Raw genomic sequence first — 23789 nt, forward strand, 5'->3', positions numbered from 1 at the left:
GTTGAGTGATATTCTAGGCTAATGCCATCACTAGTTAAGGCCCATACTAGTGGTGGCTTTTTTTTAAACAGCTTCATAACAACCAATAAAATAATAAAGTAGCCAACGAGCAGCCAACTTTAGGGCAAACTATGTCACAGCTTTCACAACCTCCAGAATTAAGCTTAAAGCTATTCCTACAGAGAACCGGATTAATGATACTGGTGTGTTCGCTGATTGGGCTTTCGGGCTCTTGGCTTGAGCTAATATCGACACCGATCTGGACAAGTATTCTTATCTCAAATGGGGTTGGCCTAGTCTTATTTATTCCCTTAATGTTGATCCACCTGCGTCATCCTCAAGCGTTAACCCATAAAAAAGGCTTACTACCTTGGTTACTTGCTTTTCCCTTAGGCATGCTCGCGGGTTTTTGGATACATCATCTAGCCCATAGTGATAGTCTGAACCTAGCAACCTTTGCTAGCATTAAAGTGTTTATCGCAGCGACGCTATTTAGCTTGGTCATCGGTTGGTACTTTTACTCTCGCGAATCATCTTTCAAAATTAAAGAGCAATTAAAACAAGCTCAATTAGATAAATCGCAACAAGAAAAAGAACTGATCCTAAGCCAGCTGCAACTATTACAGAGTCAGGTTGAACCGCATTTTCTTTTTAATACCTTGGCCAATTTACAAGCCGTGATCCCATCGGATCCGGACCGCGCCCTTGAGTTACTTAATTTACTGACCCGTTTACTACGTCAAAGCCTCAATGGCTCAAGGCAAAAACTGGTTACGCTAAAAGATGAAGTCAATTTTATTAGCGCCTACTTATCAATTCATAAAATCCGTCTTGGTGAACGACTTACGTTTCATATTAAGATAGATCCCGAATTAGATATGGAGCTACAACTGCCGCCCCTGTTACTGCAACCTTGGATTGAAAATGCCATTATCTTTGGTATTGAACCCGCTCTTGAAGGTGGCACTATCAATATCGAAATCAAAGGGGTATGTGAAAATTCTCAGCTACACAAACTGTATATAGTGATCGCCGACGACGGCGCCGCTGGACGTTGCGAGCGCTTATCAGGCTTAAGTATTCACAATACCAAGCAACGTTTACTCAGTTTATTTGATGGCCACAGCTCACTGAATTTTCAGGAGCCGACTCAAGGTGGGTTTAAATTAGAAATGGAAATACCGTATGCAACATGAAATCACCGCATTAATCGTTGATGATGAACCCCTACTGCGACTTTACCTAGACAAATTACTGGGAGACAACTGGCCTGAGCTCAACATTGTTGGCACAGCTGGGGATGGCAACAAGGCGTTAGAGCTCACCGCTGAGTTCAACCCCGATGTCATGTTTCTTGATATTCGCATGCCAGGCATTGATGGCATAGAAGTGGCGAGACGATTAGCCAGTCAACCTAATGCACCTTTAATTGTATTCACTACAGCGTATGATCAATATGCAGTAGAGGCATTTGAACACGAAGCGGTTGATTACCTATTAAAGCCGATAGCGGAAGATCGCCTGATCCGAGCCCTCGATAAAGTAAAACTTAGACTACAAGCCAAGGCCGACAATCCTGAGCCGGAGCAACAAAGTCTCTCTAAGTTAATTGAAAAGCTCAGTAATCCTAAAGGTAACTACTTAGAATGGCTCAAGGCGAGTCGCAAGGATAACATTCACATTATTCCGATTACCGACGTTTTATGCTTTCATGCCGAAGACAAGTACACCACCGCCATTACTCATGAAGGTGAATTTGTTATCCGCACCCCGATCAAAGACTTAGTACAACAGCTCGATCCACAAAACTTTTGGCAAGTGCACCGCTCTAGCATAGTAAATGTATCGGCAATTAAACATGTGAATAAAGACATCACCGGAAAAATGGTGGTTCACCTTAACAATGTTAAGCGCCCTGTTGCCGTAAGTCGTAGCTTCCAAACCTTATTCAAGCAAATGTAACCCAACGCTAAGCCTTAGCGAACGCCACGCATTAGAGGTTGTAGCGATTCATGGTTGCTAAAGTGCTGGCAGAAAAAGTCTAAAAAGCTGGTGATTTTATTCGCCAGCTGACGACGACTTGAATACACCCCATACACCTTAATCGGCTCCAGCGGATAATCAGCCAACACGCGCCTTAACTCACCCGACTGCAACTCTTGCTGACAAACCGATTCTGTTAGCATGGCAATGCCCACTCCCGCCTTGGTCATTTGCTTAAGTACGGTATTACTGTTAACCCGCACCTTACGCTCAAACTGCACCATGGTTTTCTTTGCGCCAATTCCTATTGGCCAAATGGCCGATGAGCGAGGTGTGCCAAGGAGTAATCCTTGATGATTTGCTAAGTCTTGTGGCGTTGCAGGAGAGCCATGGGCATTCAAGTATTTGGCACTGGCGACCAACACAGGCTGGCGCTCCACCAATAACCGAGCAATTAAGTCTGAAGCGTCAAGTGGGCCATATTTGATAGCGATATCATAGCCTTCACCGATGAGGCTTACTTCGGCATCGATAAACTGAATATCCAAATCTACCTTGGGATACTTGCGTAAAAAACCACTGCACAAGGTAGCAATGGCATCTTGATGAAAGGAAACGGGCAACGCAATGCGCAACAAGCCGGTAATATCCTGATGGGTATTTTCTATGGTCGCTAACGCTTCTTCCATTTCTTGGACTATGTTAGCGCAGTGTTGATAATACAAAGCCCCGACATGAGTTAAACTCAATCCACGGGTATTGCGTTGCAATAATCTCACCCCCAAGTGATCTTCCAATTGGGATATTTTTCGGCTAATCGTTGACTTGGGCAAGCCAGTCAAACGGGAAGCTTGAGAGTAGCCTTTTGCTTCAACAACTTTGGCAAAAATCGCCATACCATTCAGATCTGTCACATTTTTTCCTGCTGTTCCATATTTGGAACGTGCTGTTTACCTGCAAAGCATAGTATCACAATTCAGTTTGTTGTAGATTATGCCACCTATATACGTGTATGAAATAATAAGGATACTGTATGGCTGGTAAACCAACATCCTCGTTTCTGGAAATGAGCAAGGGCGCAGACCCTCTATTTATCCAGGCCGAACATCTCGCGAAAGATTTTTCTCTGTTTCCTGACAACAGTCTGCCTTCTGTCGTAGCCCAATTAGATGGCTTGATCGCCGATGACAAAATTCAATCTAATTTAAAAGCCATCAAAAAACTGGATGTTGATGCCTATATCGCACGCACCGTGCAACCAGCTGAAGACAACAAACGTCCTAGTGCCAAAGATGTCATCTCTGGATTTAACGGCAAAGTTATCAGTGAAACCAGCCAAGGCCCATTTTACTGTGCTGAAATGGATCTAGACTTTGGTGGTTACACTCGCCGTGTTGGTATCATCGCCCAAGAGCGCAGCACCAATAATGGTGCTTGGATGCCAGAACATCACAAAGCAGCCAGTAAAGCCATTCGTAAGTATTCAGAAATGGCATTGCCTATTGTTTACCTTATCGATACCCCAGGAGCCGATGCGGGTGAAGTGGCTAACGCCGGTAACCAAGCTCACAGCATCTCACAAATGATTTCCGAAAGTGCCAATGTTGACGTACCAACCGTGGGTATCATTATCGGTGTGGGTTACTCAGGTGGTGCTATTCCACTGGCAACGGCTAACATTTTATTATCGGTACGTGATGGTATTTTCAATACTATCCAACCAAAAGGCCTACAAAGCATCGCACGTAAGTACAACTTATCTTGGCAAGAATGTGCTAAGTTTGTTGGCGTATCGCCAGAAGAGCTTTACACCAACGGCTGTATCGATGGCATCATTGACTTCTCACCGGTTGATCAAGACGAACGCCAGCGCAACTTACAAAAAGCCATCGTGTCGTCAATTAACTCGATTGAAAGTGCATCAATTGAATTTGTACGCAAATATCCAGATATCCTTGAGCACTACCACCGCAGCTTAACGCGCTATTTAGCGCCTTCTAAGCATCTACAAGCGGTAGAAGGAGCATCTGCATTCCATCTAGCGAAAAACCCAACCGTACACAACAATGCCTTCGGTTTGGCTTATCGTTATATGCGTTATCTCACGCTGCGCTCGCGTATTCACTCTATTCCTGAAGACCAATACGGCCGTCTATCTAAACTTGAAGTGCCAGAGGGCGACCTAAAAGCGCGTATTAAGGAAGATCAACGCCGTGTATTTGAATCTTGGTTAGAAGCACCAGACAACATCAAGTACGATGATCAACTGGCTAAAGACTGGAAAAACTTCATCGCCAAGCGCGACGAAATTGGCACCGAGCGTAACGTGCTAACCAAGCTTATCTTAGGTGAGCCAAAAGAGAACTTTGAAAAAGCCAAACAAGCGCTCCTTTTCAATTTAAGCCTTTCGCTTTACAACCGCTGGAAGTCAAGCGCAACCAATAACTTCCGCGCGCTAATCCGTTACCTTCAAGATGAAGAAACCAACCCAGTCACCAAAGGTTGGCCGGATCTAAACGAGCTAACAGTTGTTGACGTTATCGTGCACAAAGAGCTGCGCGAAGACTTCATCCAAGAATGTCGTAACATTCTTATTTTCAACCAGTTATACGATATCGCTATCGGTAACCTAGCCAGCATCGCAAAAGAAGCGATGGACAAACAAGCGCTATCTCGTACTTCAGTATCAAAACTGATGAACGAATCCCTCGAAGCAGCGCTAGAAAAAGTCGGCAAAGGCGATCCTGCTGAGCAAAAAGCGGCATTTAACCACTGGTTGAAGTTCTTCCTTGCACAATCACACCGCGGCGATTTGCTGTCGAAAGTTGAGCAGTGGAAGAGTATCGGTTTCCCACAACTGAACGACAGCCTATTCGTTATCTTAACATACTTCTTTGAGCGTCTATTGCCGGAATACTATGAAACCGAGCAAGACAAAGGCAGCTACAAAGGCGCGATTAACCCAATGCGTATCGGTCGTCGTAAAGACTTCTGGAACCGTTTGACCATGGGTTACCAAGACTTGTTAATTCAAGGCTTGCTTCGTGAAGAAAAACGCAAAGGCAACAAGGAATACCAAGACATCATTGCCAAATTCTTTAATAACTTTAAAGAAATCAATGGCCATATGATCACTGCAAACCTACTTGATTTCCCAGGTTTCCGTTTATCGGTTGAAGATGCCCTAGATAAAGGCATCAAACCTTGTGGTTTAGTCACCGGTTTTGCTGATTTCCAACTAAGCGAAGGTAAAAACCAACGCGTTGGTATCGCCGTATCTAATACCGCATTCCAAGCGGGTGCATTTGACATGGCCAGTGCCGAGAAATTCTGTGCCTTATTGGTAGAATGTGCGAAACAACACCTACCTGTTATCGCCTTTATTAGCTCTGGCGGCATGCAAACTAAAGAAGGTGCAGCGGCACTATTCTCAATGGCGGTGGTGAACGACCGTATTACGCGCTTTGTACGTGATAATGAGCTGCCTATCGTGATGTTTGGCTACGGTGACTGTACCGGTGGTGCACAAGCGAGCTTCGTGACCCACCCACTCGCGCAAACTTACTATTTGTCGGGCACCAACATGCCATTTGCTGGACAAATGGTGGTACCTGCTTACCTGCCATCAACGTCAACCTTGTCTAACTACCTATCGGTTACTCCAGGTTCAATGGCGGGTCTAGTTAAAAACCCATTCTCAGACGACCTAGATCAAAAACTGCGTGATATTGATGTGGCGATGCCAATGCCAACCAATACCATCGAAGAAGTGATCAACCGTGCCCTATCTGGTTTTGTGCCACAGCCCGATGCCGAGCTAAATGAAGTGAAATCAGTTGACCCAGTTGAACTGATGAAACCCGTTAAGCGCACCTTGATCCACGCGCGTGGCTGTACCGCAGTGAAGCTGATCCGTAAGGCACAAGAAAACAACATCGACGTGGTATTAGTGGCTTCCGATCCAGATATGACTTCTGTACCTGCTGACATGCTACGCCCTACAGACCGTCTAGTTTGTCTAGGTGGTAATACCTCGGATGAAAGTTACCTAAACGGTTACTCGGTACTACGTGTTGCCGAGCACGAGCAAGTTGACTCTCTCCACCCAGGTATCGGCTTCTTATCGGAAAGCCCACAATTTGCCAGCATGTGTGTGAATCACGGTATTAACTTTATCGGTCCAAGCACACAAAGCATGTCGACCATGGGTAACAAGTCTAACGCAATCAAAACCGCGCAAGACAACAATGTACCTGTCGTACCCGGCTCACATGGTATTCTGAGCAGCGCTGAACAAGCCGAAGATATCGCCGAGAAGATTGGCTACCCTGTGCTACTAAAAGCCGTAAACGGCGGTGGTGGTAAAGGTATTCAAGTGGTTGAAAAAGCCGAAGACATGTACGAGCTTTACCAGCAAATCAGTGCTGAAGCGCGTGCCGCCTTTGGTAATGGCGACCTATACCTAGAGAAATACGTCACCTCACTACGTCACATCGAAGTGCAGCTATTACGTGACAAGTTCGGTAACACGCGCGTACTAGGTTTACGTGACTGTTCGGTGCAGCGCAACAACCAAAAAGTAGTCGAAGAATCTGCTTCAACTATGCTGCCAAAAGATCTGGAAGAGCGCGTGTACAAGTACACCGCAGCCATTGCTGATGCAGTGAACTACTTTGGTGCGGGTACGGTTGAATTTATTTACGACCTCGATGCCAACGACGTGTACTTCATGGAAATGAACACCCGTCTGCAGGTAGAGCATCCTGTAACCGAAGCGACTTCTGGTATTGATATTGTTTCTGCACAATACAAAATCGCCTCGGGTGAAAGCATCGAAAGCATGCAGCCAGTCCAAGACGGTTATGCGATTGAAGTACGTGTCACGGCCGAAAAAGCCGCAATGGACTCAAAAGGCATCATGCAGCTAGTGCCAAACCCTGGCCTAGTAACTGAATGCGTGCTACCTGAGCGTGATGACGTTGAAATCATGGCGATGATCGCAGAAGGCAAAGAAGTATCACCTTACTACGACAGCTTGATTGCTCAAATCATCATCAAGGGTAAAGATCGTGAAGACACGGTTGAGAAGCTATACGCTTACCTTGATTCTGTGGTCATCAAAGGTATCGCAACCAACATTCCGTTGTTGAAGCGTATCTTGAAAGACGAAACCTTCCGCGCAGGCGTTTACGACACCAACTACCTACCTAAGTTGATGGCAGAGCTAGACCAAGATGCGTTAATCGCAGAAATGGAAGCGGCAGCAACGGTAGCGGGCGCATCAAATGCTGACTCTATCAAGGTTGAAGGATCTGACGAGCTGAAAGTTATTGCGCAAAGCGCAGGTATCTTCTACACCGCATCGTCACCAAGTGAACCTGACTTTGTGAAAGAAGGTGACATAGTGACCATTAACCAAACCTTAGGCTTAATGGAAGCGATGAAGATGTTCTCGAAAGTGACGCTAGGCGGCTTTAACCGCAAAGGCGCTGTGATTTACCCTGATGATCAGAAATACCGCATAGAGCGTATTATGAACACCAGTGGTCAGCAGGTATCAAGCGGTGATCTACTCTACATAGTTAAACCTATGAAGTAACATATCCGCAAACCAATAAAGCACAGCTAAGGCTCGCCTAGCTGTGCTTTTTTTTGCCTATTGAAAATGGCTACTAGATAGCTAGAGCTAGGCTTTCTAACCAAGCCGGTAAGCCGCAAACAGCTCCCGCACATCTACTTTGGCATCTAACTTGGCTGCTAACAGATATAGCCCCGCTAACTTACGATGAATAAATAACGCATCCACTGGCGGCGTGTGCCACTGAGATTTATCTCGATTCACCGCCATTCCCGCGGCTTTAATGCGCTGCGCTAGTTGACTCTGACCAAAATGATAAGGCCCATCGTGGCGCAATGGCTCACAAGCTAAGGCAAAAATGGTCAGCACTTGTTCGAGATAATGCGGATCTATGTCTTGTTTAAAAAAGCCAATGGCTCTGGCCGCATCTAACATGGCTGATTGATCTTGCTGCGCCCCTGCATTGATCAGCGCTAAGTAACCTTGGCTAATGTGTTCGGGGATGGCTCGGGTTGCACCAAAATCCAGTAAGCCGATTTTATTGGTATCAGGCTGATATAAATAATTGGCAAAGTTTGGATCGGTTTGCATTAACTTAAAACCAAACAATTCTTGAAAAAACAAGCCAATTAAACGACTGGCTAGACTATCGCATACAGCCTGACTTTGATTGGTGCAAGTATCGATGGCGACGCCCTCCAGATAAGACATCACCAAGATATCGTCGTTGCTCAAATCCGTGTCCACAACCGGTAAAACAAACTCAGATGATTTAAGCTGGGCCTGATAAGCGCTAATGTAGCGCCCCTCGGTTAAGTAACTCGCTTCGGCCAACAGTTGCTGTTTTGCCTCTTGATACAAGGGAGCTAAGTTGAGATGACTAGGCAATAATCCGGATAACTTCAACAAGCTAGCCACATTATCCACATCGCTGCTGATGGAGTCTTTTATCCCCGGATATTGCACCTTCACCGCACACTTTTTCACCGTTTCATCATAAGCCAAATGCACCTGACCAATAGACGCTGACGCAAACGGGCGCAATTCAAAATGGCTAAACTTATCAATCCAATTAGGCCCCCATTGCGCCGCCAGTATCGCGACTAATTGCTTATGAGCCATCGGCTCAGCATCATTGCGTAGCCGAGCCAATAACCCACTAAGCTCAGCAGGCAATAGTTCACCGGCATCCATTGATAACAATTGCCCTAGCTTCATAGCCGCGCCGCGTAAATGGGACAGTTTTTGCGCTAACTGCTCAATGTTTTTTGGCTGCAGCAATAATTGATTCAGCGAAGGGCTTTGCCCCTTACGCCACTCTTGTGCCCCTTGATAAGCCACATTGCCCGCAACCTTAGCCACTAATGCACCCATCTTGGATAGCCGTGCTAAGCGCGAAACCGGCACCTTAGTGCCCTCTTTTTGTGCCATAAATTGCCGTTTCCATTTCTACTGAGCATTAAAACTAGGCTCATGATTTTCATCCGATAGCCAACATACTACGAAACAACCCGCCTTTTTGCTCATCGCGCTACCATCGAACCATCTCAAGGGGCAAAACTCATCGCTTCATGCCATATTCAAGTGAGGAAAAACAAACACAAAGATGACCATCAGCGATATCATTGGTAGGCTATAACAATCCGACAGCAACCTTACCCACAAGTAACACATAACCGAGGAGCTCATGGCCGACTATCAAGCGTTGTTTACCCAAGCATATTGGTGGCTTTCTATTCTAGGTGGGTTGCACTGTTTTGCGGTGGCACTATTCTTACGGTTTTCATTAGAATTAAACTCAACAGCAAATCGATTATTGCCATTTCTGTTTGCCTTAATCGGCTGGTACTTCATCACAGGGTTAATTCACAAGGGTCTCATGCCATCGTTATTCGATTGGCTACTGCCCTTAGTTTACCCCACCTATTTCGTACTCATGCCCTTGGTTTATTGCTACAGTAAAACAAGCTTACAGCCTAATGCAGAGGTGCAATACCGCAAACACTTTGCTCCGGCGCTGATTATCGCATTGGTCATTTTTGCACTCATTGCCTACCAAGTACTCACCACGGCCGATCTTAGCCAGATTCGTAACCTAGATGATCTTCGCTTTATTGAGTTCTTTGCATTGGTGTTACCCCTACTTACACTGCTACAAAGTGCTTTTTACTTTATCCATATTTTCCGGCTCATCAAAACATCTCAGCACCAGCGCCCTGCAACCGATGGGGAGCTATATCAAATTCGCTTACGCTGGATATACTTGCTCGTTAGCGGGATATTGCTCAACTGGGTGATCCGTGTTGCACTGATTTACTATCCTTTTTATACCGGATTACCACCGTCAATGCCGTTTCAAGCCATCACCAGTTTTTGTTTGCTGGTCACGGTGTACATCTTTGCTTTTTATGGCTTTCACCAAATTGGCCGCACCGCCTATTTACGCGGATTATCCCGCGCTAACCGCAGTAAACCTCAAACCAGTAAAGAGATCATTGACCAAGATGAGATGGCTTTTTTACAAGATTTATTAGCTGATAAAAACCCACAGACGCCGACCGACAAATCAGACCGCCAGCAGTAGACCTCTTTACAAAAAGCGGTTTCAATAGAGCAAAAATGCGGGGCAGCCATAACCTGTCCCCGCAAATAAAGCCATCTAGCGAATGAGGTGCTTAACCTAACTGCTACTCATAATCGCTGGCGTAGGTTTCTTCGTAACTATGTGAATACAGTTCAAACAAGTTACCAAAAGGGTCTTCTAAATAAACCATCTTAGCTTGCTTACTGTCATCTTCAGGGTGGTAGCGCATAATATCCATACGTACTTTACCGCCTAGCTTTTCGGTGCGCTCAATCACACCAGCAAAATCGTCGGTTTGTAAACAGAAATGGAAAATGCCTAAGCGAGTAAAGTCGACTTGATGGCGTTGTTGGCGTTGTTTCATTTCAAACAGCTCCACACCAATGCCGTCAGAAGTCACTAAGTGGGCAATGTTAAAGCCTTCAAAGCCTTCACCAAATACCGCAATACACATGCGGCCAATGGCTGTCTCACGCTCTTCTGTCACCTTGGTATTGTTCATCACAATATTTAGTCCAAGTGCTTGGGTATAAAAAGCGACGGCTTGATCCATATCGCCAACCATGATCCCGACGTGATTCATTTTCATTATCTGCTCCAAATGCTACTGAGAATACCTTGTTTCGATACCGTCACTATAAGGGAGACAATGAATTAACAAAAATTATCAATCATCATCCAAATCATTACAAATCGAAATACTAAGTTATCTCAGGTCGTCCGAGTCACAGCAATAAAAAACATACACAAACAAATATAAATACACCTAGAAACTTAACAGTGATTAATTTTGCACCACGTCATAATTAGCAATATTTACAACCAAGATTTATATCATTCACCAATAGTTTGCGTTACATTCCAAGCTAAGCAACTTGTTAACAGGTTGTAAATCAAACTCACTTTTCAGGGATAGAAAGATGAATAACACCGCTCGTTCAGCCGTCGCCTTGGCGGTATCGTGTGTGTTGTCGAGTGCTGCCATGGCCGCCGATAACACCTTAACGCCTAGTGACTTAACCGATCGCATTATTATCAAATACAAGCAGCCCAGCTATGGAGTGATGCGTGCCGATGTAATGCAATTTCGTCAAGACGATGTACAAACTACCGTATCACAACACCTAACTGCACAGACCGATTTTCAGCGCACCACCGCAGCCGGTGAAGCAGTTTATCAATTAGACCAAGCCTATGATGAAGCTGAGCTAGCGGCCGTTTTAGAGCAATTAAACGCCGACCCAGAAATCGCTTACGCTGAAGCCGATATCATCATGCGCCCGTTTAACCAATTGCCTAATGACCCTAAAATGGCGCAATTATGGTCACTGGGAGCAGGCGATGGTGGTCTTAATTTAACCTCTTCATGGCCACAAGATGCCGGTAAAGGCGTAGTAGTTGCCGTTGTCGACACAGGTATCAGTGCCCACTCGGATCTTGATGCCAACGTCTTACCGGGCTATGACTTCATCTCAAATACCACCATGGCCAACGACGGTGATGGCCGCGATGCCGACGCTTCCGATCCCGGCGACTGGGCCGAAAAATGGGCTTGTCGCTCCAATGATCGCGCCCAAGATTCTTCTTGGCACGGTACTCACGTAGCTGGCACCATAGCGGCACGCGCCAATAACGGCATCGGTATTGCTGGTATTGCCCATCAAGCCAAGATAGTTCCGGTTCGTACCTTAGGTCGTTGTGGTGGCTATTCATCGGATATCGCTGACAGTATCACTTGGTCTGCCGGTGGCTTTGTACCGGGCGTGCCAAGTAACAAAAACCCTGCTCAAGTTATTAACTTGTCTTTAGGCGGTGGCGGGGCATGTAACCGTACCACCCAGACAGCGATTGATACCGCCCGCGCCAATGGCGCAACCATCGTTGTGGCAGCCGGTAACAGTGATACCCTTACCCGCAATATTACGCCTGCAAACTGCGTGGGCGTAATCACTGTGGCCTCAACCAATCACTTTGGTGCTAAGGCTTATTATTCTAACTTTGGTCCCGAGGTTGATGTAGCTGCACCCGGTGGTGAAAAAAATTACTCGACCAGTCAATGGGCCATCCTATCAACCGTCAATACCGGTAAGAAAGGTCCTGAAGCAGAAGGCTATGCTTTTTATCAAGGCACCAGCATGGCTGCTCCTCATGTCGCAGGTTTGGTGGCATTAATGTATCAAGCCAATCCAGCTATTACACCAGACCAAGTTGAAGCGATATTGAAGCAAACCTCGCGTGATTTTCCTAATGCAAACGAATGTATCGACTGTGGTACAGGTATCGTAGATGCTAAAGCCACACTCGACTTTGTGCGCACGGGTAAATTACCGGATGTAACGCCTGAGCCAAGTGTTGAGCCAACCATAGCGCCAACACCACGACCAACGCCTGTGCCGACTCCAACGCCAGAGCCAGTGGTAAGCGGCACTTGGTCAGCGGATCAAGTCTATGTTAAGGGCGATCAAGTCACCTTAAATGGCGTCTTATATCAAGCGAAATGGTGGAACCGCAATCAGCAACCTGGGGTAGGATTATGGGGACCATGGCAAAAACTGGGTAATGCCATAACACCAACTGCAGAGCCAACAGTTGCGCCAACGCCACTACCGACAGTAGCACCAACGCCACTACCGACATTAGCGCCAACACCAATACCGACAGTAGCGCCAACTCCGCTACCGACAGTAGCGCCAACGCCACTACCGACAGTGGCACCAACGCCAGCACCGGTTGATTTAACACCGTGGCAAGCAGGCCGTGTTTATGTCGCGGGTGATAAGGTTGAGTTTAATGGCCAAGCATACCGCGCTAAATGGTGGAACCGAGGGGAAGAGCCAGGCGCTCACCGCTGGGGTCCTTGGCAGGCACTATAATACATAGTTAAGCTTGTTTATTAACAAACATATTCCCCCCAATCACGGCAACTGACTGTGATTGAGGGGAATCATTGATAACTTACAAATAGCAGCAAAACAATACGTTTAGCGATTAATATTGCCAATCATTTTTATTGGTATCTGGGTGAGTGCACATCGCCGCGCCCATTTCAGAGCGCACACCAGTGAAGCACTCAAATACATCCTGATTGTTCGCCCACTTTTGCTGACATTGCGTATTGAAATTAGCTTCTAACTTACCGGCTTGAAAATCTTCATACATAGCAAGTACAGAAGGGTTTTTATCCTGCGCATTGTATTCCACCACAATGCCATGCCAACTTTCTATCACGCTATTGACCTTAGCCGCCGCTTCGGAGCACGTTTCATCAACCGATGCTTGGCTAGCCGCAGAAAATAATAAGCCTAGTCCTAACACCCATGCTTTTTTATTCATATCTTTCCCTTGCTTAATCTGATTTTGATAACACGTTGCCCATAGGGAAATATGAAGACTCCCTAGGCAAACGCATGAATATTTTTTGAGCGTTTAGTGGCGTTTTCTTAGACGAATATCTGCCGCAAGGATGCGGCAGTTAAGCCATCAGGGATGATTTCACGGCGTTTCGTATAAGAAAATTCCACTTTGTTCGCTTGGTTGATGGCATTTTGTTCACTCATGCGCTCGCCCTGTGAAGACTCCCTACTTGAACGCATAAGTTTGGATAAAATGACATTTTTGTTATATATAAAAACAAATTAAGGGGCAACCTACTTGATGTAAAGCTGTGGTTCTAAACTGTGATAAAGCGAAATAGTTCACGCCTCAGCGCGATTTAACATCAGCCTTGCCCGCAGTCCGGGGTAATTATCAGACAACACAATACGACCCGCATGAAGCTGCGCCACCGTATTGACAAAGGCGAGGCCAAGACCAAAACCTGAGCTAGTACGACTCGGATCTAACCGTACCAGCTGATCCAATACCCGAGCCTTATCTTTATCCGCAATCCCTGGGCCATTGTCGGCCACCAGCACACCAAAACAATCGGAGGCAATTTCTATCTCACCGCCCACTTGAGTGTATTTAATGGCATTATCGACTAAGTTGCAGATAGCCCGAAACAGCAAGTTGCGGTTCCCCATCACTAAGCAAGACACATCACATCGATAGCTCAAGGCTTGTGCCTTTTCCTTGGCGCATGGCTCCATAAAATCCAGCACATCTAAAATAATCGGCTTAAGATCTAAGGGTTCAAGACGAATTTGAGTACGACCTTGGTTCAAATTATACAACTCCATCATGCCACTAAAAGTATTCAGTAACTGATCAAAGTCTTGCTGCAAATAACGCAGCTCTTGCTCCTGATGCGAGGCTAATTCACCTTGCTCAAGTAAGGTTTCCACCCTTAATTTCAGCCTTGCCATAGGCGTGCGCAAATCGTGAGCAATATCGACGGTGAGGGAGCGTAATCTGGCTTCATTTTGCTCCATTTGCGCTAACATGGTGTTCAAATGAATGGCCAACAAATCAAATTCGTCAGTGGCGGCACTCACTTTTAACCTAACGCCTCGCTCACCACACATCACCTGATTCATGCTCTGATTCACCTTGTTCAAGCGATTTAAAATGTTCAAAGCAAACCACACCGCCGCCGCAAACACCCCCATAAAAGGTACAAAGGTCGCCCATAAAAATCGCACATTAAGGTTATTTTGGAATTGCTTATAAACCTGCTCACTTATGCCTATCACTAAAGGCGTACCATCATGCAAGGTCACCTTAGTGGCACGCATGCCTTGGCGCTGCGAGCCAGATTGCACATTAGCGATAGCGGGATAATCAGGCACAACAGCCTTGTCATCTTGCTGCGAGCCTTGACCGAGATAATAGTAATACAAGCTACTTTTGCGGCGGGTTTCAATATTGGCGCGGATCACTTGCGTATCAGCCACTGACGCCAGCTGGTTAAACAACTCGGTTTCTTGGCGCAGCAAGTCATCCAAACTTTGCTGATAGGTATGCAAGGAGTTTTGATACAGCTGCTGCATTAACAGGCTCATCACTAAAAACAAGCCCCCACCGAACCAAAGCAGCAGCTTTAAAACACTGGAGCGATAGAGCACATCACTGCTAATGGCCGCCATGACTAGCTCCGTATAATAAAGGCCTAGCGAATAACATAACCCGCTCCGCGTACGGTTTCGATTAAGTCTTTGGCACCTGCCGCTTCTAGTTTTTTGCGTAAATTAGCTATGTGCACGTCAATCACATTGGTTTTAGGATCAAAGTGATAATCCCATACCGCTTCAAACAAACGCATGCGTGACACCACCTCACCCGCATGCTCCATTAAGTAATGCAGTAAAATAAACTCTTTGTGTTGCAGCTTTAGCGGCGCGCCCGCCACATCTACCTTGTGGCTGCGTAAGTTCAAGCGAACGGGTCCAATCGTGAGTTCATGAGTAGCAGCAACCGCCGGGCGATGACGTCGCAACATGCTATTTACCCGCGCTAATAATTCGGCCAAGGCGAACGGCTTAGTTAAATAATCATCACTGCCCGCACTCAGACCCGCAACCTTGTCTTCGATACTGTCCATGGCGCTTAAAATAATCACTGGGGTCGCAATGTTAGCCGCACGAAGCGCCGCCAATATTTGCATACCATTTAGTTCAGGTAACATGCGATCTAAGATGATCAGCTGATACTCACTACTGGTCGCCATCATCAAACCTTCGCGGCCTTGCCCGGCCTCATCCACCACAAAGCCTTCTTGGCGTAAGGCGGTCACCACAAAACCTCGAGTCGTTATATCGTCTTCAATTACCAATATTTTCATCTTTGACCCAGTATTGCTAAACCCTTGCTTAATATACCATTTACAAACAAAAAAGGTGGCCAATATTGGCCACCAAAGGAAAGGAGTAACGCTTGGTTACCGTTACTCACATCGTGCATGACCAAACACAAGATCATGCACCATGATTCACACATTAATCGCCTTCATCTCACCGGCGATGATTTCCGCCATTGGGCCAAGGATAACTTGTAGGTTTTTATCGCCTACGTGCACCACGGCTTTGGCACCTAGGGCTTTCAACTGAGCTTCATCCACTTGGCTTTTGTCGGCTATGCTCAAGCGCAAGCGGGTAATACAAGCATCAATTTGGGTTAAATTGGCCTTGCCGCCTAACGCTCTGATATAACTATGAGCCAGTTCAGAGCTGTCTAAATCATTAGCTTGCTCGGTGACGCTTGCTTCTTCACGACCCGGCGTTTGAATATTGAAGATACGGATCGCCAGCATAAACAAGCTGTAGTAAACCAAAGAAAAGGCTAAGCCTAACGGCACCAGCATCCATGCATTTTTCGCCGCGGGCGCATTAAAGAACAACACATAATCAATCAAGCCCGCCGAGAAACCGAACGACATATGAATATCAAGCGCCGCCGCAACAGCCAAAGAGACCCCAGTCAGCACAGCGTGAATGAAGTACAACACCGGCGCCAAGAACATAAAGGTATATTCAATTGGCTCGGTAATGCCGGTTAAAAATGCAGTAAAGGCAATACTTAACAACATGCCACCCACCGCTGGACGGTTTTCCTTACGGGCACTGTGATAAATCGCCAAACACGAGGCCGGCAAAGCAAACATCAATACCGGATAGAAGCCGGACAACATTAAGCCAGCATCTGGATCCCCTGCCGCAAAGCGCAGCATTTCACCGGTTACCCCGTTGTACTCGCCCATTACGGTCCAGACAATACTGTTGATAATATGGTGTAAGCCCACGGGGATCAGTAACCGGTTAACAAAGCCATAACCGAACTTGCCACCCACTTCACTGGCCAGCATCCAGTTACTAAAGGCATCAATACCTGCGCTTACAGGTGGCCAAATGATACTCATCAATACCGCCAAGCCCAAAGCACTCAGCCCAGTAATGATCGGCACAAAGCGCTTGCCACCAAAGAAGCCTAAAAACTCTGGTAAGCGAATGTCATGAAACTTGTTATATAACTCCCCCGCCAGTACTCCTATCATTACCCCGCCAAATACCCCTAGGTTAAGAGCAGGGTCGAGCACCTTTAGCGCCTCGGTTAAGATAAAATAACCTACCATGCCCGCCAAGGCGGCAGCCGCATCACTGTTTTTGCTTAATCCCGCAGCAATCGCAGCAGCAAAGAGGATCGGCATTTGCGAAAAAATCGCACTGCCGGCGGCCTCTATAAATGGCATGGCAAACACATCTGGTTGGCCCAAGCGCAGTAATAATCCCGCCACGGGCAAAGTGGCAATAGGTAGCATTAATGCCTTACCTAGCCGTTGTAGATAACCCAAAATATTCATCGGTGAACTCCTTATGCTAATGTCCAATGCAGCATAAAAAAGTCCGTATTAAGTCATCCCTTGGCCAACATTAACTCTACTTAATGTTGAGATTGAAAGATTAAAAGTGTGATATAGCAGGTGATTAACCAGATAAAACAAGTAAAAATTTCTGAATACAACGACGCTTTCTTCGCCGACAGTTTGCCCCGTATAAATCCGCTGCAATCAACAATTTTTAATCTATCCCGTCCAAGCTAATCCAGTTATGACTAAACTGGTACTAATTGAGAAAGTTAGTGCAGGGATGCTTATGGCCACACCACCAGCCTCATCACATTTAGCCTATGCCCCGTTATGGCCGCTGGTGCGCCATCAAATACTGCATTTGTTGCCTTTGTTTGCCACGGGTGTAGCCCTGTTATTCTTTATGCCATTTTTGCCGCTAGGTAAAAACCTCACTGAACTCGTCTCGCAATCTCATATCATAGGCTTAAGTGCAGCCTTTGTTAGCGCGCTTTACCTCACCTTTGTTTTTCCTATTAGCCTGCTACGAGCCCAACTGAGTTTTCAGGCCATGATATCAATGCTGCTATTAAGCCATTTTTTACTGTGGCTGTTTTTAAGTAGCCAAGTGGCAGCAGAAAGCTTGTTCGATATTTTAGGCAGTCCCATTTTAGACTGGCCTTGGGAAACGGAATTACTCATGCGTTTTATCGCATGGCTGTGGTTGGTCCAGTTGTGCTGGCTGCTGACCACTGCCGCAGCCTCCTCTCGTTGGCTTTGGATTGCCATCGCGCCATTTGTATTTGGCTATAGCTATGCCGTTATCATCCCTTTTGCGGCCACCGACAACATTACCGAGCTATTGCGCCAACCCTATGGCTTAGTGGGTATCATAGCGGCTTGCTTGGTGCTATTTGGTGCCAGTCAAAGGCTGAGCCAAGCCAAGCCCTTAGGCCAGCGCGTGTTGGTGTATTTGGTTGCTTGGCTGGCATGCTTTGCCTTGTTACTTATCAGCACACAAAGCGAAGTAGAAAAGTATGGTCACCAATTTGCCGCCTTAAGTTTCATGCTGGGCTTAGGTCGCCAAGAAACACACAGCACCATCTTACTGCTAGGCGCATCTTTGCCGCTTTATGTCGTGTTGATGATGGCCTTAGTGCAACTGCGAAAATTTTCACAGCAGCCCTTAACTCAAGTTAGCACCACCAGCCAACAACAAAACCCGCTCCCGGATCCGATGGCCTCTGCGTCACCTAACGGGCAGGGAGCAAATACCAGCCTACACATCAGTGCTTGGCCCTTGATCCTTTATGCCATATTAATTGCCTACGGTACCCTTTTCCCATTTGACCAATGGCAGAGCATGGCAATGCCCGCCTTGTGGTCGGTGTTTACCAGCGCGCCTTCGGGACTCAGTAGCACGGATATTTTAGTTAACAGCGTTATCTACCTGCCATTTGGTTTTATGCTGCACCAACATCTTTACAGCAGCGTTGCTAAGCGCCATTTATGGGTGCTGCTCTGGGCGGGCTTGCTCAGCTACTGCCTTGAATATTTGCAGTTCTTTTTACCCGAGCGCAATACCTCGCAATTAGACTTATTACTCAACACCTTAGGGGGAGGTTTAGGTAGCCTATTGGCCGCCCGCTACCACCCCAACAGCGACTACCTCGCCCAATTATCTCAGTGGCGAGCTCGTTTTGTGGTTGATAGCCCTAGCGCTCTATTGGGCATCGCTACCTTAGCCAGCTTAATGATCGGCTATTTCAGTCCATTACAACCAAATTTAAGTCCCTATGGGGTCTGGCAGGCAATCAAGCCCCTATTGCAGCCTCATTTACATGATTTTAGTCTCTTTAAACTGGTGAGCTTTTACTTACAGCACCTCATTATGGGGCTGGTACTGCGCGCCATATTGCTCCCCCAGAAACGCTATTTAGCGTGGTTGTTGCCTCTGCTGATAACCTTGGTTCACCCCTTTATTCTGTTTCACCAGCTGGGCTTAGATTTAGTATTGGGAAGTGTGCTGGCGAGCGTCACCATATTGCTGGCGAGCCTTGGCCAACAAACCAGTCCGAGACAGTTTTCTGTGCTGGCATTTATTATATTGGCGTGGCTGCTGATCAAAGCACTCTTGCCCAGTAGCGGTGAGATCCAACCATTTAACTGGTCGCCGTTTTTCTATCAACTGCAAAACTTAGCTTTTGCTAGCACCATGTTTAATGCGGTTTGGCCGGTCTTTGGATTGGCCTTTTGCGCCATGCAAAGCCATGCCAACTGGTTTATTAAACGCGAGCTAATTTGTGCCCTTGCGATTGCGCTGTTGTTTATTGCCCTTGAAGTGTTGCAGATTGGTCAACCGGGCCGCTACCCCGATATTACCGATGCCATCATCGCTGCGATCAGTTGGATTTTTATTGTTCATTTTTATCGCAATCGTTATGCCCACCAGCACAGCCAGAGCAATGAGCCAGCCTATTTGCCCTATTGGCCGATTGCGGTGTTTTCTTTATGCTTATTGTTTATTGGCACCTTACTGAGCATTCACCAATTTAGCCAACCTAGCCTACAAGCCAGCCCAATCAACGCGGCTGTTGAATATAAGCTGGCGCATTTTAATAGCGCTCGACCTCGACTTCCCGCGCCAAGCGATAGTGATATCAAAGCGCTACGCCAAGATGGCTATTATTTAAGCGACCAAAAAAGGCGTAGCCAACGGGGTAAGTTAGACAGCCAAGTGACGCTTGCTTATTTGCAACCAGAGCAAGTGAACCTAAACCAATTGCATCAAGATCTGATGGCACTCGAATTTCGTGGTCGCGGTAATGTCGAGGTGAAACCCTTGGCCATCGCCTATGATTGGCTCTACCCACGTTGGAGTCCAACCCAGCGCAGCGAGTTGCAAGGCAAGTTATTACAAGGCTGCCAATTCATCATTGATTACATCAGCAAAGCCAAACTGTCACCTTACAATGTCTACCTATACAACAGCCCATTCCAAGCCTTAATGGCCTGCGCCATTGCCGGCTATCAAGACGCCCCCGAATTTGAACCTGTGATGGCCTTTACCGCTTATACTTGGCGCGAGCAAATTTTACCCGTTTGGCGTCAAGTCATGGGGCAGCAAGGTGGCTGGCACGAAGGTGCTGAATATGTGGGTATCGGCATTGGCCAAGCCATTTATCAACTGCCCGCGATGTGGCGTAAAGCCACCTCGGAAGATTTCTTTAATGAGCCCGCCATTCAAGGCTTTGCCGATTTCTTGTTGTATCGCATTCGGCCCGATTTAAGCCAGATCCGCTGGGGCGACGGTCGCTTCTTTGATCGCGGTATTCCCGATCAATTGGCGCTTGCTATTGAGCTAAACCATCAAACCAGCTTAACGCGTTTAAATAATAGACACTTAGGGCCGACCTCTTGGCCTTGGGGGCCGTTATTGGGCGAACTCAGCCCAGCCAGCAACCCCGCGCCATTGCCTTGGGCAAAATGGTTTGATGGTATTGGCCATCTCATCGCGCGAAGTGATGAAAGCGCCGAAGCAACCTACGTGAATTTTCGCGCTGGCAACAATTATTGGTCACATCAACATTTAGATCAGGGCAGCTTCACCTTGTATAAGGGCAGTCCATTGGCCATTGATAGCGGCTACTACGGCCCGGGCTACGGCGCAGATCATCACCTAAATTACAGCTATCAAACCATAGCTCATAACACCTTAACCATTACCGACCCTGATGATAATCAGCCCATGCCGGCCAAAAAAGCCGGCCAAGCCGCACGCGAGATTGCTAATGACGGCGGCCAGCGCCGCATTGGCTCAGGCTGGGGTCAAGCCGCCCCCACCAGCGTGGCGCAATGGCAGCAGCAATACGACACCTTTCATACCGCCACCGTATTAGAGCAAGTGCAAAGTGATAGCCTAGTGGCCATTTATACTGATTTAACCCCTGCTTACCAAAACGCCAGCTCAGGTAAAGGTGATTTTTCCGCGCGCAGCCAGCGGGTTAACCAAGTGAAACGGCTATTTATCTACGATAAAGGGCTTGATGTCGCCGTGGTTTACGATCAAGTCAGCGCCATTAACGCCGACTTTACCAAACGTTGGCTGCTGCACAGCATCGGCCAACCACAGCGCCAACCTGATGGTCAGTGGTTGATCCAAACCCCGGCCCAAAATGAGCGCCAACAACCAAGCCAACTTTGGGTTACACCCTTATTACCCACAGCCCATCACGTCATGAGTTTAGGCGGAGCCGGCTTTGAATTTTTTGTCGATGGCATCAACTATGACGAGCAAGGCAAGATAAACACGATTATCCAGAAACAGCGCCAACCAAAACCCGAGCCCGGGCAATGGCGCTTGGAGCTACTGCCCGCACAGCAGCAACAAGATGATGAGTTTTTAGTTTTACTCAAGCCAGCATTGGCCGATCAAGCAAACCTAACCACACATCAATTTAGCCAAGGCCAGCAACATCAGTTGACCCTAAGTGCAAAGGGTCAGCAACTCATCTTGCAAATCGACAAGCAACAGATCACCTTGCAACACAGTCAATTAGAAGGAGAGCCAAGAACATGGCAATGGCGCAAATAACCTGATATAAAAACAGAACTTAAGCTTTTGTTTAGCATTGGAAATTCAGCATGAAGAGGATTTCGCGCTACATCGCCAACTCGCCCATACTAACGGCAACGCTGCTTACCTGCGCCATAACGGCCAGCCTATGTGTGGCTTGGAGCCTCTATGAAACCCGCGTGCTAGGTTACGATATGTTCGGCGATCTGTTTCCAGCGATTATTTTTGGCGCTATTGGGGCGTTCGCGGCACTCCCGTTCGGCATCATCATTGGCTTAATCTTAAAACATCGTAGTCGTATTTTTTTAAATTAGGCAACATACAACCTTATACCCGAGACACTTATGTCTCAAATCAGCGTCGCGCCTAACAGCCTACAGATTATCAATCAACAAGCATCTTGAAGTAACTTGGGTATGTTGCGAAAATTGAAAACAAGAAGTGACTGCAACAAGAACAATCGGCTCAACTATCGAGCTGTTCGATGTAGACTGCAGTAAAGCCACTAGCATGACTTTACTGCTTGTCTCTAAACATCATGGTTAGCCAATAATACTCAGGTAACCCTGTAAAATAATGGCGTTCACTATGTCGATAAAAAATGCACCAACAATAGGCACCACCATAAAGGCTTGCGGCGACGGTCCAGAGCGGGAAACTAGCGCTCCCATATTCATTACCGCGGTTGGGGTTGCGCCCATACCAAAACCACAATGGCCACCCGACATAACCGCAGCATCATAGTTTTTCCCCATCAACCTAAACGTAACATAGAAGGCGAATACGGCCAGCACCGCGGCTTGCACCAGTAAAATCACTAATAATGGTAAGGCTAAATCAAAGATTTCCCACAGTTTAAGACTCATTAACGCCATTGATAAAAACAGCGCCAGTGACACGGTACCGATTAAGTCCACACTTTGCTTGTTGATCTTAAACCCAGTCGAGACTTCGTTAATATTGGTAATAATCACACCGATAAATAACGCATAAACAAAGTCGGGCATTTTCAACCAAGTTAAATCATAAGCATTGATTAAATGGGTAACCCATTTTGCGCCGACGACGCATACCAGCATGATTAATACCACTTCAAGCACACTTTTTGGGGTGATCCGATCTTCTTCTAACTGATCGTAGGTAACCAAATCGGGATGGTCGACATGATGGTTTCCTCCCACCCCATAGGATGAGACTAAATTGTTTTTCTTGATCAGGCGCTGCGCTACTGGGCCACCAATAATACCGCCCATCACCAAACCAAAGGTAGCGGCAGCCATCGCAAACTCAAGCGTGTCGATACCATAATTGTCTGAGAAGGTTTGCGCCCACGCAACCCCAGTGCCATGACCGCCCGACAAGGTTATCGAGCCCGCCACCAGCCCCATAATCGGCTCAAGCCCAAGCACGGATGCCAAGCCAACCCCGACCCCATTTTGAATCACGATATACAGCGAAGCCACTCCCAGAAACAGCACTACCTTACTGCCGCCTTGCAGCAGTAATTTATAATTGGCCGCTAAGCCCACCGAACTAAAGAACATCAGCATCAGGGTATTTTGCATCGGTAATGAAAACACGACATTAATATCGTAAAAGTGCAGCAAGGTGATCACAGCTGCAACCACCAAACCACCCACAATGGGCTCAGGTATGTTGTACTTTTTTAGTACCTTAACGTGACGATTTATAGTGTGACCAATAAACAAGACTAAAATCGCAATAAGCAGCGACTCAACCTCACCGATAGGGATAACAGTGCTCATAATTCATCTTCACCAATCTAAATAAAAAGTTGATTTTGATATTATAAAATAAATATTTATGATCGACCTGAATAGCAGCAAAT

At 46.7% G+C, this 23789-nt stretch carries 15 protein-coding genes; 7 read left to right on the plus strand and 8 right to left on the minus strand.

The window, feature by feature from the left end; translation table 11 throughout:
* Window positions 1-131: 131 nt before the first annotated feature.
* Entirely contained in the window at window positions 132-1196 is a 1065-nt protein-coding gene (locus ACK8OT_RS14920) for a sensor histidine kinase (protein ID WP_410197313.1), read from the plus strand.
* Window positions 1186-1962, plus strand: a complete 777-nt coding sequence (locus ACK8OT_RS14925; RefSeq protein ID WP_410197314.1) for a LytR/AlgR family response regulator transcription factor — start codon at window positions 1186-1188, stop codon at window positions 1960-1962. The genes ACK8OT_RS14920 and ACK8OT_RS14925 overlap by 11 nt, the downstream gene beginning before the upstream one ends.
* A gap of 14 nt (window positions 1963-1976) precedes the next feature.
* On the opposite strand, the gene ACK8OT_RS14930 is transcribed toward ACK8OT_RS14925, so the two are convergent.
* Window positions 1977-2897, minus strand: coding sequence for a LysR family transcriptional regulator (locus ACK8OT_RS14930; RefSeq protein ID WP_410197315.1), 921 nt, complete (start codon window positions 2895-2897; stop codon window positions 1977-1979).
* A gap of 119 nt (window positions 2898-3016) precedes the next feature.
* Between ACK8OT_RS14930 and ACK8OT_RS14935 the strand changes: the two genes are divergently transcribed.
* Window positions 3017-7582, plus strand: a complete 4566-nt coding sequence (locus ACK8OT_RS14935) for an ATP-binding protein (protein ID WP_410197316.1) — start codon at window positions 3017-3019, stop codon at window positions 7580-7582.
* 96 nt (window positions 7583-7678) lie between these two features.
* Here the strand turns inward: ACK8OT_RS14935 and ACK8OT_RS14940 are convergent, their stop codons facing one another.
* The gene (locus ACK8OT_RS14940) at window positions 7679-8992 is read right to left on the minus strand and encodes an ABC1 kinase family protein (protein ID WP_410197317.1); all 1314 of its coding nucleotides are present in this window, start codon (window positions 8990-8992) and stop codon (window positions 7679-7681) included.
* A gap of 256 nt (window positions 8993-9248) precedes the next feature.
* Between ACK8OT_RS14940 and ACK8OT_RS14945 the strand changes: the two genes are divergently transcribed.
* The gene (locus tag ACK8OT_RS14945; protein WP_410197318.1) at window positions 9249-10145 is read left to right on the plus strand and encodes a hypothetical protein; all 897 of its coding nucleotides are present in this window, start codon (window positions 9249-9251) and stop codon (window positions 10143-10145) included.
* Between the two features lie 103 nt (window positions 10146-10248).
* Here the strand turns inward: ACK8OT_RS14945 and ACK8OT_RS14950 are convergent, their stop codons facing one another.
* Window positions 10249-10734 carry a VOC family protein gene (locus ACK8OT_RS14950; protein ID WP_410197319.1) on the minus strand — a complete coding sequence of 162 codons (486 nt, stop codon included), beginning with the start codon at window positions 10732-10734 and terminating at the stop codon, window positions 10249-10251.
* Window positions 10735-11065: 331 nt separating this feature from the next.
* On the opposite strand from ACK8OT_RS14950, the gene ACK8OT_RS14955 reads away from it, so the two are divergent.
* Window positions 11066-13018: a S8 family serine peptidase gene (locus ACK8OT_RS14955; RefSeq protein ID WP_410197320.1), complete on the plus strand. Its 1953-nt coding sequence runs from the start codon at window positions 11066-11068 to the stop codon at window positions 13016-13018.
* A 115-nt stretch (window positions 13019-13133) separates the two neighbouring features.
* Here the strand turns inward: ACK8OT_RS14955 and ACK8OT_RS14960 are convergent, their stop codons facing one another.
* The 4 genes from ACK8OT_RS14960 to nagE all read right to left on the minus strand — a co-directional run bounded on the left by ACK8OT_RS14960 (window position 13134) and on the right by nagE (window position 17379).
* On the minus strand, window positions 13134-13478 hold the full coding sequence (locus ACK8OT_RS14960; protein WP_410197321.1) for a hypothetical protein: 345 nt from the start codon (window positions 13476-13478) through the stop codon (window positions 13134-13136).
* A 362-nt stretch (window positions 13479-13840) separates the two neighbouring features.
* The gene (locus ACK8OT_RS14965; RefSeq protein WP_410197322.1) at window positions 13841-15169 is read right to left on the minus strand and encodes an ATP-binding protein; all 1329 of its coding nucleotides are present in this window, start codon (window positions 15167-15169) and stop codon (window positions 13841-13843) included.
* 23 nt (window positions 15170-15192) lie between these two features.
* Window positions 15193-15864 carry a response regulator transcription factor gene (locus ACK8OT_RS14970; protein WP_410197323.1) on the minus strand — a complete coding sequence of 224 codons (672 nt, stop codon included), beginning with the start codon at window positions 15862-15864 and terminating at the stop codon, window positions 15193-15195.
* 147 nt (window positions 15865-16011) lie between these two features.
* Window positions 16012-17379: an N-acetylglucosamine-specific PTS transporter subunit IIBC gene (nagE, locus tag ACK8OT_RS14975; RefSeq protein ID WP_410197324.1), complete on the minus strand. Its 1368-nt coding sequence runs from the start codon at window positions 17377-17379 to the stop codon at window positions 16012-16014.
* Between the two features lie 292 nt (window positions 17380-17671).
* Between nagE and ACK8OT_RS14980 the strand changes: the two genes are divergently transcribed.
* Both ACK8OT_RS14980 and ACK8OT_RS14985 read left to right on the plus strand, forming a co-directional pair.
* Complete coding sequence (locus ACK8OT_RS14980) at window positions 17672-21958, plus strand: VanZ family protein (RefSeq protein ID WP_410197325.1); 4287 nt, start codon at window positions 17672-17674, stop codon at window positions 21956-21958.
* Between the two features lie 50 nt (window positions 21959-22008).
* The gene (locus ACK8OT_RS14985; protein ID WP_410197326.1) at window positions 22009-22254 is read left to right on the plus strand and encodes a hypothetical protein; all 246 of its coding nucleotides are present in this window, start codon (window positions 22009-22011) and stop codon (window positions 22252-22254) included.
* Between the two features lie 228 nt (window positions 22255-22482).
* Here the strand turns inward: ACK8OT_RS14985 and gltS are convergent, their stop codons facing one another.
* A complete protein-coding gene (gene gltS, locus ACK8OT_RS14990) occupies window positions 22483-23706 on the minus strand; it encodes a sodium/glutamate symporter (protein ID WP_410197327.1) in 1224 nt (407 codons plus the stop codon).
* Between the last annotated feature and the right edge of the window lie 83 nt (window positions 23707-23789).

Source organism: Motilimonas thetidivivens (assembly GCF_046452435.1).
Classification (GTDB): Bacteria; Pseudomonadota; Gammaproteobacteria; order Enterobacterales; family CBDFNC01; genus Motilimonas.

Bases quoted from the DNA above. Each gene is read 5' to 3' on its own strand.
- ACK8OT_RS14920 (WP_410197313.1), top strand. From the start codon at position 132: ATGTCACAGCTTTCACAACCTCCAGAATTAAGCTTAAAGCTATTCCTA.
- ACK8OT_RS14925 (WP_410197314.1), top strand. From the start codon at position 1,186: ATGCAACATGAAATCACCGCATTAATCGTTGATGATGAACCCCTACTG.
- ACK8OT_RS14935 (WP_410197316.1), top strand. From the start codon at position 3,017: ATGGCTGGTAAACCAACATCCTCGTTTCTGGAAATGAGCAAGGGCGCA.
- ACK8OT_RS14940 (WP_410197317.1), bottom strand. From the start codon at position 8,992: ATGGCACAAAAAGAGGGCACTAAGGTGCCGGTTTCGCGCTTAGCACGG.
- ACK8OT_RS14945 (WP_410197318.1), top strand. From the start codon at position 9,249: ATGGCCGACTATCAAGCGTTGTTTACCCAAGCATATTGGTGGCTTTCT.
- ACK8OT_RS14950 (WP_410197319.1), bottom strand. From the start codon at position 10,734: ATGAAAATGAATCACGTCGGGATCATGGTTGGCGATATGGATCAAGCC.
- ACK8OT_RS14955 (WP_410197320.1), top strand. From the start codon at position 11,066: ATGAATAACACCGCTCGTTCAGCCGTCGCCTTGGCGGTATCGTGTGTG.
- ACK8OT_RS14960 (WP_410197321.1), bottom strand. From the start codon at position 13,478: ATGAATAAAAAAGCATGGGTGTTAGGACTAGGCTTATTATTTTCTGCG.
- ACK8OT_RS14965 (WP_410197322.1), bottom strand. From the start codon at position 15,169: ATGGCGGCCATTAGCAGTGATGTGCTCTATCGCTCCAGTGTTTTAAAG.
- ACK8OT_RS14970 (WP_410197323.1), bottom strand. From the start codon at position 15,864: ATGAAAATATTGGTAATTGAAGACGATATAACGACTCGAGGTTTTGTG.
- nagE (WP_410197324.1), bottom strand. From the start codon at position 17,379: ATGAATATTTTGGGTTATCTACAACGGCTAGGTAAGGCATTAATGCTA.
- ACK8OT_RS14980 (WP_410197325.1), top strand. From the start codon at position 17,672: ATGGCCACACCACCAGCCTCATCACATTTAGCCTATGCCCCGTTATGG.
- ACK8OT_RS14985 (WP_410197326.1), top strand. From the start codon at position 22,009: ATGAAGAGGATTTCGCGCTACATCGCCAACTCGCCCATACTAACGGCA.
- gltS (WP_410197327.1), bottom strand. From the start codon at position 23,706: ATGAGCACTGTTATCCCTATCGGTGAGGTTGAGTCGCTGCTTATTGCG.